This is a genomic window from Candidatus Thiosymbion oneisti, assembly GCF_900092655.1.
Classification (GTDB): Bacteria; Pseudomonadota; Gammaproteobacteria; order Chromatiales; family Chromatiaceae; genus Thiosymbion; species Thiosymbion oneisti.
The window spans coordinates 1-11498 of the sequence record NZ_FLUY01001720.1 but is presented as its reverse complement, the minus strand read 5'-3'; the positions used below and the strand labels follow the sequence as shown (position 1 = coordinate 11498).

The window sequence follows — 11498 nt, the reverse complement described above, 5'->3', positions numbered from 1 at the left end:
GGAAAAGATCCCTCCTGCGTCGGGACAGGGTTTGACGTGTTGCGTTCGACGCACCAAGGCTCGCTGATCGTCTGCCAAGTCAGTGCCGGCGTCTTAACGCAACCTACACCTACATTACCCGCCGCGCTGCCGGACCGCACGGACTTGTAGTTAAGTGTAGGTTGGGCAAAGGGCCAGGGATGGCCCGTACCCAACATTCGGTGTTCAATGTCGGACACGCTGACATGCTGAACGCGCCGTAACCCAACACGACGCCAGGATCCGTTTTAATCAAACGGCTTAATGCTGAGAACTGATTAATCAACAGGGGGCCTATGCAGATGGCTTATCAAGATATTCTCTATGAAGTGCACGAGGGCATCGCCAGGATCACAATCAATCGACCCGATACCTTCAACTCGTTTCGGGGCATCACCTGTGACGAGCTGATCGATGCCTTGAATCGTGCGGGTTGGAACCGCAAGATCGGAGTCGTGGTCCTGACCGGGGCCGGCGACAAGGCGTTTTGCACGGGTGGGGATCTGTCGTCCCATGAGGGCGCTTATGATGGTCGGGGAACCATCGGTCTGCCGCTCGAGGCGCTGCAGAGCGTCATTCGGGATATCCCGAAACCCGTCATCGCGCGGGTACAAGGCTATTCGATCGGCGGCGGCAATGTACTCGCGCTCTTGTGTGATCTCACAATCGCCTCCGAACGGGCAATCTTCGGGCAGGTCGGCCCCAGGATGGGCTCCGTGGATCCTGGGTTCGGCTGTGCCTTCCTGGCCCGCACCATCGGGGAGAAGCGGGCCCGCGAGATGTGGTATCTGTGCCGGCGCTACACGGCCGAAGAGGCGTTTCGGATGGGGCTTGCCAATTGCGTAGTTCCCCATGAGAAGCTGGATGAAGAGGTACAGCGCTGGTGCGATGAGATCATGGAGCGCAGCCCCACCGCGTTGGCGATTGCCAAGCGGGCGTTCAATGCGGATACCGAACACCAGCGCGGCATCTCGGCACTGGGCCTGCAGGCCGTCGGCTTGTACTACGACACCGATGAGTCGAAAGAGGGTGTTACGGCATTCAAGGAAAAGCGCAAACCTCAATTCCGCAAATTCGTTAAAGGCGCTTAGAGCCTGTCTGGCTTACGCAGGAATGTAGATGGGCAATAAGCGCAGCTTGCCGGCAGTCGGCAAGCGAACCGCAGCGATCAGTATTTGCCGTGCGGGCGAGATGCCCGTGCTCCAATACCCGGGCAGTCGGCAACAAGCAGGCTTATTTGGAGAGCGGAGTTTCCTCATATCTCACATGTGAACAGGCCCAGGCCGAAGTGGCAACCGAATCCGAGTGCCAAGGGGCCTTCGATCGTTTCGGTAAAGGTGATCCGAAGAGATGCCCCACGTCGATCCGGTTGGGTTAGACCACGGCGGGAGCGGAAACGATGGAAAGCGAGCGGTGTGATTGATCGCCCGCCGACCTTCACATGGTGAAGGGGCTCAATGGTGTCGATCGGCGGAAGTCCACGGGCTTGGCATTCGCGTCGAATCTGTTCCTCCAGGCCGAAGTTGCGTTTTGTATGCCAGGGCATGAGGTAGGGCGTAATACTGATGAAGCTTTTACTCTTACCGCAGATTAGTGATCTGTCCGGTCCGGCAAAATCTTTTGGTTCGCCTGCACCTTCGAACCAGAGGTTCCACTCCTGTCCATCTCGGTTCCAGATCCTCCGGATGCCCTTGACCGCTTGTTGTACCGAGTTCTTCAGTGATTCGGGGACATCCACGAAGTCCTTCCGTAATGCGGGAATATGTACGATCAGGTGATCGATTTTGCCGTCTCTGTCTGTGTCTTCCGATAACCAAAAAGCATGATCGTGGCGATTGCCGTCCGGGAGTCCGTGGCCCGAGATCCATGGCGGGACGGCATCTTCCCCAAGCAATTTCTTCGCTTGGCTCATTGCGGCCAAGCGCAGCCATTCCCCCATACGTACCGCGTCTTCTACCCGCGGCAGCGGTTTGCCATAGACGGCAAAACGGAAGGTCGTAGCATCCTTGTGAGCTACCGATCGTGGGGAAAGCCTGCCGCTGCTTCGCAGGATTTCGTCCCGCACTCGATAGGGGATGTCGCGGGAAGCGGGAGGGATGTTCCAGCCGGCCGCCCGGAGCTCCGCGCTTTCGACCCCGATGGCGTCCAACCAGGATTCCGGCAAGGTTGCGGCGATAGCTTTTTTGTCCTTGGGTTTGAGGTCGGAACGCTTTTTGAGCCCTTCCAGTTGGGCGGCTCGAAAGCTTGCATAGTCGGCTGCCGGCATGGGCATCATCAGGGTGAGCCGCCTGTCTCCCTCGTCTTCACCCTTCGACCCCCCTCTCCCCAACCCCTCTCCCCGGGGGGAGAGGGGCTTTTGCGACATCCCCGACGGGAGAGGGGCTTTTGCGACATTCTCCTCGGTGGCGGTGTCGGCGGGTACGCAGTTCGGTTTGTCACCCCAGGCTTCACGGCGTTGCATTTCCACCCAGCTTTCGGCGCGGCCCAAGAATCCGAGTCTTGCGGCCAGGGTGTCGATCAACGCGATCTGCGCGCCGTCCAGCTCCAGGTCCGGCCAGGCAAGGATCAGCTCGTCGTTTGCGGATACGCGGGCAAAGGCATCGAAGATGAGCGTGTTCTTATCCGCCTTGCCGGATCTGGCCGGCATGTAGTGGCGGGAATGGGTGTGAATACCGGGTGGTACAAAATAGAGCGGCGGTGTAGCGGCAAGCGATTCGAGCAAACTCTCGAACAGTTCGGGGTCCTGATCCACCGGACTCAGCTTGCGGTGCCAAACAGCGATCAGGGCGCGCAGGAGGCGCCAGGGGGTGGGCGGCCATTCCACGTCGGCCTCGTTGACGTGTCGGCCCCAGGGGGTCGCATGGTAGCGTCCGGCTGGGAACGAAAGGGTGAGGGTAAGCATAGTCTTTCCGCCGATTCACCCTGGATAGCGGACGGTAGTGACGCCGGCGAAGTGCTTTGCCGACGCAGCAATGAGTTTCGGTAGCGCTTCCTCTAGCTGTACGAGTTCTGGCAGTGACCAGCCGGCAGGCCGAGTAACCTTGACTGAAGAAGGTTCTAGGTCGCAGGCTGTACGCAAGTGCAGTCCCTCTTTTAGAAAACGCTGGATCTTGAACAGGGCCAGTGCGATTAAAAGCGTCGTTACATTATCCTCGAAACCAAAGGCACGCAATTGTGCGAGATCGAGATTGAAATAAGCTGTGGTTTTTGAGGAGGTGTACTCGGTGCGAGCATAAGGCACATTGCCGGCACCCTCCTTTAGTGTAGGTTCTATGGGATTGAGCTTTACGCCGCCGCTTTGAACGGCGTTGATGTCAGTCGCTTCAATGAATGAAGAAAGAACTCTGGGAAGACGGATGACACCAGCGACTTCTTCTAGGAATACTCCGTGAATCAGAGAGTTGATGTCGTACTTGAGGAGAACTGGCACCAGCTGGCTACGGATGTCGAAGGGTCTGTCTTTGCGGAATCCCAGCTCATCTTTGATTGGTGTGAAATCCTTTGATCGCGCGATGTATTCAGAATTGATGCGATGGGCCTCTAAGACGGAATTCGTGATGCCCCTACCCTCATTGTCCACGACCTTGATATAAGGCAGTCCCTTTAGCGGTTTTTCCCAATCGTCGGACGCTTTGCTCCAACAAACTATTTCCATCCGGTTCGCCATGCTCTGAGTAGATTCCACCAGCAGCATTCGTTTTCCGTCTGGTCCCTCGTATTCGGCAGCGCCTAGGTCGGGGAAGCCGGTGGGTTGGAAGCGGGTCCCTTGCAATGGGGTCAGGTCCGCTTCCATCAGCAGGCGGGGCGATTGGTCGAGTGCCGTAAGGTTCATGCGGGTTCTCCTCGGATTATTCCGGAGTTCGGGATGATTGGGTTCTGAACGCCTTGAGACAGAAGAATAGATCCTCGGAATTAAGCGGGACTGCGAGGGCGGCGAGCAGCCGAGGACCGTCGAGGTTGGATGCGTCGGGCGCATGTCGCGGAGAGTTCGGAATGGGTAGACCGGATGCACGCAGTCTGCGCCAACCGAGATCCACTGCCCTTTGGGTGTGGTTGGCGCGGAGGTTGGCGACCAGCTCACCCGACAGGGGGAGGGTTTGATTCGGGTCGAGAAGTCTGCTCCTTACCAGTTGAGCATGGGCTGTGAACAAGGGCTTGAGCACCAGATAGCTGGCGGGTAAGGATACCCGGTCTTTCGCTGTCATCGACAGCTTCGCGGGGAAGTTCTCGACCAGGATCAGGCCCAGCAAGAGCTCGGACAGGCGTTTCTCGTCGAGACCGGCGTCGAAGAATCCGTGCAGATCGACCGTGCCGGCGCCGACCCTGGGGGTGTTGCCGGTTACCTCGAATCCTTTGACCTGCCTTCTGGCAACGATGGCGCCCAGATTTCTCGGGAGACTGCCTTCACGCCAGACCGCCAGCCGGGACTCCGGCGCCCATTGCCAGTTGCCGTTCGGTTTGGCCCGATTCACGGGCAAAATGAAGGACAGCAGAGGTAGGCTGGTATGGTCGATCGTGCCGGCGCACTTGAGTGCGGCGAGTGCCGCGGCACAGCGAAATTCGGGGGATTCGTCATCCGCCTTATCCACCCACCTCTCTTGCAGGCGGGGGAGCAGGGGGACGGCCTCCCGGCCCTTGGCGCTCCTGGACAGGATGAAGCAGATGCGGCCGGTTATCCGGAGGATTTTCTGCAAAGTATATTTGTCGCTGTGCCGGGTCAGGGTAAAGAGGGCATCTTCCAGACGGCGTACCTGGGAGCGAATGCCCGCCGGGGCATGTTTCGAGCGTGCGAAACCCCGCAGACGGTCGAGGAAGTAGCCAGACTCCAGATCGTTGATAAGATCTACTTTCGGATTGGATTGGACCTCTACCCGTGACAACGGTGTTGCGAGATGGTTTTTTCCAAAACGCTTTAAGAAGCCATACCTGTAGAAGGAAGATATTCCGCGATCAACGCCGAGTCCAGAGATAGCGCGAGCAAAGCTAAGTCCGTCGTGCGCGCTTCGTCTTCCAACTGTCGCACGGCCTTCGGAGAAAAGCGTTTTTAATTCGACTACAGATGCGGGCCTTGTCCACAAGGGCAACCAGATTTCATCGCGCGTTTTGCTCTCGTCCCCCGTACCCAAAACACCAGTTCCAGCGGCATTGGATCTGACCGTGAACGGGTAGGCTAAAGATGACTTATCTCCGGATTCCAGCCGCCGGGTTGTCGAAGTCGCAAAGAACAACGACCCTTCAAAGGCAAGTACGAAATCCCAAGGATTGATCAACGAGTTGCCGTCGAATCCTATCGAGGAGTTCGGTCCACCAGCGCGACCTGGGAAAAATTGGCCTAACGTGCCTTTCGTGAGGCTGGCGGCGGCCTTGTTAGACAGAGATGCTTTTAACCATGCGGCGCTTGCTGGTGTCGGTTGTCCAGTTGAAAGATCGATCAAATCTTTGATCTTCTGCATAAAGTTGTTAGCGAAATCTAGGTTGCCATCAATCCAGCCGCTTCCGAGTAGTGGTGAAAATCCCAGGTGCTCTGTAGTCAAAGCGATACCGGCGTCCACAGCAATAAGCGCATTCTCTGGCAACGTTGCTCGCAGCAGTTGAATGAGGGCATGCTTCTCAGTTTCTTTCGGTGCTTCGTTCAGGCCAAGGTCCGATAAGATGGATTTTGCGAGGCCAATCACCTCTCTATAGTCGGCAAGCCGATCACAGGTTCCTTCCAGAAACGCGTCAATGGTTTTGGTTGCCGTCGTGGATTGATTTCTTATTCCAGTTTTCTTCTGTTTCCCCGTTTTTGAGTCAATCTCCTTTAGCTTTTCTTCGCGATAAAAAAAGCCACTGCCGCCATTCCACGGCGAGATGATTGGTGATGGTCGATATTCATGCAGAAGAACTTCAAATATTTGATCCAGGTTTGACGTTTTGTCATCAGAAAAGGCTGGACTTAATAGGACAAATTGGTCTTCGCGCCATGCCCCGCGGACTGACCAGCCTGGTTTTTGGTCGGAAAGCAGGCGTAATGCGCCTAGTGCCTTCAGGTAACCTGCCATTGGAGTCGGTGGGCATCCGCTTAGAATCAGCTCAGCCATGGTTTTGCTCCTCTTCCGCACTGTTCCGCTTGGGCGGGGCACTGATTTCGAGAGGTTGCCGGGAGGCGCGCCAATCCGCGATGCGGACCAGGGCCTCCAGCCAGGCCAGCTTGAAGGGTCCGTGGGTATCCAGCAAGCGGCCGATACGCTCGCTCCAGGAAGGGCCTGTGGGTCCTTCGCCCAGTTCCATCAGACCCAGGTCGAGCCGAGTCCCGGCGATCCGCTGCCCGTTTACTTCCAGCTCGGGCAACTCGTCTTCCTCCCAGACACCGCGGGCATAACGCCGTCCGGGTTGCGGTGGAGCCTGCTCGTTCGGGAGGGCGCGCAGGCTGGTGCGTACCTTGCCGTGATGGGCCGCGATCAGATAGGCGATCAGGTCGGCGTCTTCTTCGCCTCCCATTTGGTCGAGCCAGGCGAGCATCGAGGCGAGCTCGTGTCGGAAATAACGCCGCTCATGGATTTTCCGTTCCGCATCGCAGACGGCGTAGTAGGGTCGCCCCGAACCGCTGCCCTTAGCGAGGAGGGTGTCGCCCCAACGTCCGGCATCGTCGCCCATGGCGTAGAGGAGCATGGATTGGAAGGCGGGATGGGATTTGCCGACATCGTGCCAACGAGCGGCCAGCTTTACGCGGCGTTTGTCCTCATCGGAGAGACCGAGTGAATCCGTAAGCTCGGTGGCCTCCCGCTCGACCTCGCCCAGGTGATCCGCCAAGGTCACGGGAATGCGGTTCAAGCTCAGATGCTCGCCCTGGAATGCATCTGTCTGTGCCTTGTCGGTGGGTGTTTCAGATCTCGGAACCTGCTCTACCGGCTGTGTCCGGTCGGGAGCAAAACCCAAAGCCTCGTCGTAACCGCCGAGCTTGGCGTCCAGCATCAGGATCATGCCTGGATGAGGCCGTTCCCGCATGGGTTGCCAGCGTCCCAGGAGTGCGTCCCACCGGTAAGCGGCGATTGTCTCTCCCTTTTTGCGCTTGTCCAGGTAACTTTTGAACTGCCCCAGGGAGGCGCGGCAGATCTCACGAGCGGATGGGTGGGGTTGGTCGGTTGAGTCATCGGCAAGATTGCGCCAGAAGATCTGCACATCCGGATCATCCCCATCACGGATATAGGGGGCGATATCCACGTCGAAACCGGACAGATCCGGGTCCGTGTTGAACAGATCCAGGAAATCTCGCCGCCGCAGGACCGCGGTCACAGGGGAGTCCTCAGTCGGCGGCCGTAAGTGAGCAGGGCTGGCCGAACTCAGATCCGTAAGTATTTGTCTTGCCTCGCCCGTTGACTGTCCTTGGTAGGGCACGGCGAGGTCTTCCTCGACATCGATCCAGAAGACATCCGCGCCCTCGACGGCATATTCACCACGACGGTTGCAGCGGCCGAAGCGTTGGACCAGTGAGGACCAAGGGGCAAGCTCCGTGAACAGGGTACGGCTCGAGATGTTTACCCCGGCCTCGATGGCCTGGGTGGCGACCACAATGCGGTCCTGGTCCGATTCGGGTTTCAGTTTCTCTGTGAGTACATCGCGCTCCTTTCGGCGGAAGCGGGCGTGTACCAACAGCAGGTCGGCCTCCGGCTTGTGTTTTTCCAGGGCCTGATAGAGGGTCTGAGCACGCTCGACGGTGTTGACGACCACCAGGGTCTGGGTCCCTGCCGCGTGCTGCTCCAATACCTCGTCGGCCAGCGCCTTCGCATATTGGTCGGCTTTGGATTTGGCACTGTCTTTAGTCAGGGATGTCCGGGCTCGATGGAGATGTTTGATCGCTCTGTACCTTTCGGCCACCTGCGGAGATGTCTGCTCCTGCGGCGAAAGCCGGAAGTGACGCGCGGTTTCCAGGGTGCTGCGGAAATCGACGGTTTCCAGCCAGTCGCGCCTGAGGGTGGCGGAGAGCCAAAGCGAGCGCGAGGGGGCACCCGGTGTCAGGTCGCGCCGAAAGGCATCGATCTGGGCCGAAGTGGTCAGCCCGGCACCCATCAGCTGTATCTCGTCGAATGCCCAGAGGCAATCATTGTGCAGAAAGGCAAAATGGACCGGCCACAAGAAGCGGCTCATCCCATAGCCGCGCATCAAGGCCCGCGAAAGCAGCATATCCTGGGTGCCGATCAGCACCATATCCCGTTCCGGGTACTCGGCCCAGGTCTTGAGATCGGATTTTCCGCCCATCAGTACATGGACGGACACCCCATCATTTCCGGCTTTCCCAAGAATTTGAAGCCCATCCGTGCCGAACCACTGCTCCAGGGCCTTTCGGGTCTGTTCCACCAGGACCCGCATCGGTAGACACCAGATCAGTCGCCGGGGCGTATTCGGATCGGGGTCGTGGGGCTCACGTTTACCCACGCGCCATCCCCGCTTCCAGGCCCAGGCCAGCGTAACCCCGGCGGTCTTGCCCATTCCGGTAGGTATTTCCAACAGATCCGGCCAGGGCTCTTCGGCTAGTCGTTCCTGATAACCGAAGGGCTCGGGCTCTCCTGTCGCTAGCATGAAGAATTCTCGGAAATCCAACGGCGCTCTCCTTTCGTTGTGTTTTCTGGGATACAGCGACGATGCTGCCGGTTATCGACTTAGCTGTATCGCTCCCTTTATCTGCGGCGAGTTGCGACAGCGACCAGTTGTTTCGGCACGAAAATTGTTAAGGAAGCCGCCGAAAAATCCGCAAGATCACGCGTGACGATGGCGTCGCCCCCGCCTAAGCGGGCACTCTCGTGAACGATTGCGTCTTCAAGATGTTGCAGACAATCCCTTGTCTGCTTTGGCGCGCCGGGCAGTTGCTCCTAAAGAGGCCGGGGCCAAGCCCCGGAGAAATTCCTTTTTCAACTCAGTCGGTTACACGCCTAACTCAGCTTCAAGGAAGCCCGCTTGTGGCGGGAAATTGGAACAACCGCCAACAGGATAGGATTCGGGTCCTGATCTTTATCAAGAGGATTACGCACCTAACTCATAATCCATATTTGTCAACAAGGTGTCTTTTGTAGCTTTCCTCGTCGAGACTCTTATCCTTCAGCAAGCCATGCAGGGAGTCGACCAACGGAGTGGAGCTCTCTCGTCCGTGGTCTTCCGTGCCGGTGCCAGGTATGGCGAAGTAGTCGGCGACGCGCTCGGATACGGATTCTCCGTGCGCCCGGCTGTGTGCCTTCGCCTGCTCGATCGGATGTTCATCGATGTGTGGGGTCAGCTTTGTGGTCATAGCGCCTCCTGCACCTTAGATTGCATCCTAGGGAGTATACGTCAGCGCGGCCGACAACACCTGTCTGGAACCCGTGCGCGCCCGCCTTTTTCCGATCTCCGCCTGCTGCCTTGACATAGGTGGACATCCTCTCCGGGGAGAGGGAAGTTTCCAGTGCTTCCAGTACCTCATCTCCAAGATCGAACGGCTTGACGGACATGCTAGTAACCACATATTCCGAAACGATATGGGAGGGCCAGTTAAACACTGGTGTTTAACTAGCCAGGGCGGGCGCATGTCATTATAAATCAACAAGTTATAATTAAACTTTATTGTCATGTTCGGCCTGCAACTATCTGAAGTCATTGATTTTAAAAAATTTTATACACGCTCGCCCTGTTTAACTAGCTTGACAAACACGGTAGGGGCTATATACTTTGGTATCGTAAGCCCCGGATCCGCCTCTGCTAGAGTGGTTTCACTCGAGTATGCGCCCGGGGTTAAGCCGTTTAGGGCCCCTGTTTTTTCCTTTCGTTTCCCCGGCAGTCCCCCTCTCGTGGATCCTTCGGGCTCGCAACCTTTCCTCAGCATTTTCCGTGGCCTAGTCGCTGGACGTGACCGGACACCTCCTCTCGTATAGGAAACGCTGATGAATCAACCATCCGAGGACTCGATGCATGGCCCGTCATCCCCATATGGACCAAGAACAGATCGCCTTGTCGGAGATGCTTGATCGCATCCTGAACAAGGGGGCCGTTATCATGGGCGAGGCTACGATCTCGGTGGCGGATGTGGACTTGATCTACCTGAGCCTGCGGGTCCTGGTATCCTCCATCGACAAGGCGTTGCGCGGCACCGAGACCTACCCGGAGGAATCCCCATGAGCGGCGTCGCCGATGCGGACACCCGGATCCTGTCGGAGGACATGACCGAGTTCGCGCGCGTCATGCGCTCCGAAACGCCGCCGGATCAGCGGCCCGTCACAGGCACGGCTCCACGCATCAATGTGTCCGATGACGACGTCAAGCGCGGACTTGGCCGACTAGTGCTGGCACTGGTGCGTCTGCTGCACGAGCTCTTGGAGCGTCAGGCCATCAGACGCATGGACTCCGGCACCCTCACGGACGATGAGATCGAGCGGTTGGGCCTGGCCCTGATGAAGCAGACCGAAGAGATCGAGCGCTTGCGCCAAACGTTCGGGTTGGAAGAGGAGGACCTGAACATCGATCTGGGACCGCTAGGTAAGCTACTCTAGCCGAGGCAACCCATCGCGCAATCCAATAACCGGGGAAAGACATGGCGACACAGACCAGATTAAAGCACTCGCTCGAGACCAGCAACTTGGCCGACGTGCTCGAACGCGTGCTCGACAAGGGCGTAGTGATCGCCGGCGATATCAAGATCAAGCTGGTAGACATCGAGCTCCTGACCATCCAGCTACGGTTGGTCATTTGCTCGGTGGACAAGGCCAAGGAGATCGGTATGGATTGGTGGTCCCAGGACAGCGCCTTTCGTAGACTCACGGACAAGGCTCCCGATTCGACCGAACTCGCGCAACGGGTCAGTCAGCTCGAGGCGCAACTGGCCGAACGGTCCGGTCCGCAGGTCTGAGAGCCTGTCTGGCATGAGGTGCTGACCTGGGGTTAGTCCTTGGCTAGCTTCTTCGTGGCGACATTGAGGTGGAAGATGGCTTTATGGAGGTCGCCGAGACTCAACATGCCCACTAACATGCCTTCGTGCGCCACCGGGAGCCGACGGAAGCGATGACGCACCATAACGGAAGCGGCCCGCAGCACATGCATGTCCGGAGACACCGTGATGGGATTACGGGTCATGAGGTCGCTTACCGACAAGGCCAACACATCCTTGTACTTGGCAATCTGCTTGTCCAGATCCACATTACCCATGCCCTCCTCCATTAGGTTCTCGAGCTTCGGAAACAGGCTGTGCAACACATCCTTCTCCGCGATGATCCCCACCAGCTCGCCGTCGTCCGCTACCACCGGGATACCGGGGATCCGGTACAGACACATGATGGAGGCTACTTCCATGACCTTGGCGTCCGGGCTGACCGAACGTATGGCGCGACTCATGACTTCGTGAACTTGCATGGAACAGGCGTCTCCTCTTGGGATGAGCGGGCTTAGAGGCTGTCTAAAAAAGGGCCATAGGCCAAAGTAGAGGGTAGGCTGGGTTGAGGAACGAAACCCAGCGTTTACGGGCAAGTCTGGCTTGCTGG

The 11498-nt window shown here is 57.8% G+C and carries 10 protein-coding genes; 4 read left to right on the top strand and 6 right to left on the bottom strand.

Annotation, left to right across the window (positions count from 1 at the left end; translation table 11 throughout):
- Positions 1–320: 320 nt before the first annotated feature.
- Complete coding sequence (locus tag BQ17_RS18230) at positions 321–1109, top strand: enoyl-CoA hydratase-related protein (protein ID WP_089729561.1); 789 nt, start codon at positions 321–323, stop codon at positions 1107–1109.
- 164 nt (positions 1110–1273) lie between these two features.
- On the opposite strand, the gene csb2 is transcribed toward BQ17_RS18230, so the two are convergent.
- The 5 genes from csb2 to BQ17_RS18205 all read right to left on the bottom strand — a co-directional run bounded on the left by csb2 (position 1274) and on the right by BQ17_RS18205 (position 9280).
- Positions 1274–2920: a type I-G CRISPR-associated protein Csb2 gene (gene csb2, locus BQ17_RS18225; protein WP_089729559.1), complete on the bottom strand. Its 1647-nt coding sequence runs from the start codon at positions 2918–2920 to the stop codon at positions 1274–1276.
- A gap of 15 nt (positions 2921–2935) precedes the next feature.
- Positions 2936–3850 carry a type I-G CRISPR-associated RAMP protein Csb1/Cas7g gene (gene cas7g / locus BQ17_RS18220; protein ID WP_089729557.1) on the bottom strand — a complete coding sequence of 305 codons (915 nt, stop codon included), beginning with the start codon at positions 3848–3850 and terminating at the stop codon, positions 2936–2938.
- Between the two features lie 16 nt (positions 3851–3866).
- A complete protein-coding gene (cas8g1, locus tag BQ17_RS18215) occupies positions 3867–6098 on the bottom strand; it encodes a type I-G CRISPR-associated protein Cas8g1/Csx17 (protein WP_089729555.1) in 2232 nt (743 codons plus the stop codon).
- A complete protein-coding gene (locus BQ17_RS18210; RefSeq protein WP_089729553.1) occupies positions 6091–8598 on the bottom strand; it encodes a CRISPR-associated helicase/endonuclease Cas3 in 2508 nt (835 codons plus the stop codon). Before BQ17_RS18210 ends, cas8g1 begins: the two co-directional genes overlap by 8 nt.
- Before the next feature lie 433 nt (positions 8599–9031).
- The gene (locus BQ17_RS18205; RefSeq protein WP_089729551.1) at positions 9032–9280 is read right to left on the bottom strand and encodes a DUF6364 family protein; all 249 of its coding nucleotides are present in this window, start codon (positions 9278–9280) and stop codon (positions 9032–9034) included.
- Positions 9281–9936: 656 nt separating this feature from the next.
- Between BQ17_RS18205 and BQ17_RS18195 the strand changes: the two genes are divergently transcribed.
- Genes BQ17_RS18195 through BQ17_RS18185 form a run of 3 tightly spaced genes read left to right on the top strand, consistent with a single transcriptional unit; the run spans position 9937 to position 10870 of the window.
- A complete protein-coding gene (locus tag BQ17_RS18195; protein ID WP_089729547.1) occupies positions 9937–10143 on the top strand; it encodes a gas vesicle protein in 207 nt (68 codons plus the stop codon).
- The gene (locus BQ17_RS18190) at positions 10140–10514 is read left to right on the top strand and encodes a gas vesicle protein K (RefSeq protein WP_089729546.1); all 375 of its coding nucleotides are present in this window, start codon (positions 10140–10142) and stop codon (positions 10512–10514) included. Before BQ17_RS18195 ends, BQ17_RS18190 begins: the two co-directional genes overlap by 4 nt.
- Positions 10515–10555: 41 nt before the next feature.
- Positions 10556–10870: a gas vesicle protein gene (locus BQ17_RS18185; RefSeq protein WP_089729543.1), complete on the top strand. Its 315-nt coding sequence runs from the start codon at positions 10556–10558 to the stop codon at positions 10868–10870.
- Between the two features lie 32 nt (positions 10871–10902).
- On the opposite strand, the gene BQ17_RS18180 is transcribed toward BQ17_RS18185, so the two are convergent.
- On the bottom strand, positions 10903–11370 hold the full coding sequence (locus BQ17_RS18180; protein ID WP_089729541.1) for a CBS domain-containing protein: 468 nt from the start codon (positions 11368–11370) through the stop codon (positions 10903–10905).
- Positions 11371–11498: the final 128 nt, after the last annotated feature.

Excerpts from the sequence above, each read along its gene's own strand:
- BQ17_RS18180 (WP_089729541.1), bottom strand. The coding sequence starts at position 11,370 with ATGCAAGTTCACGAAGTCATGAGTCGCGCCATACGTTCGGTCAGCCCG.
- BQ17_RS18195 (WP_089729547.1), top strand. The coding sequence starts at position 9,937 with ATGGCCCGTCATCCCCATATGGACCAAGAACAGATCGCCTTGTCGGAG.
- cas7g (WP_089729557.1), bottom strand. The coding sequence starts at position 3,850 with ATGAACCTTACGGCACTCGACCAATCGCCCCGCCTGCTGATGGAAGCG.
- BQ17_RS18230 (WP_089729561.1), top strand. The coding sequence starts at position 321 with ATGGCTTATCAAGATATTCTCTATGAAGTGCACGAGGGCATCGCCAGG.
- BQ17_RS18205 (WP_089729551.1), bottom strand. The coding sequence starts at position 9,280 with ATGACCACAAAGCTGACCCCACACATCGATGAACATCCGATCGAGCAG.
- BQ17_RS18190 (WP_089729546.1), top strand. The coding sequence starts at position 10,140 with ATGAGCGGCGTCGCCGATGCGGACACCCGGATCCTGTCGGAGGACATG.
- csb2 (WP_089729559.1), bottom strand. The coding sequence starts at position 2,920 with ATGCTTACCCTCACCCTTTCGTTCCCAGCCGGACGCTACCATGCGACC.
- BQ17_RS18185 (WP_089729543.1), top strand. The coding sequence starts at position 10,556 with ATGGCGACACAGACCAGATTAAAGCACTCGCTCGAGACCAGCAACTTG.
- cas8g1 (WP_089729555.1), bottom strand. The coding sequence starts at position 6,098 with ATGGCTGAGCTGATTCTAAGCGGATGCCCACCGACTCCAATGGCAGGT.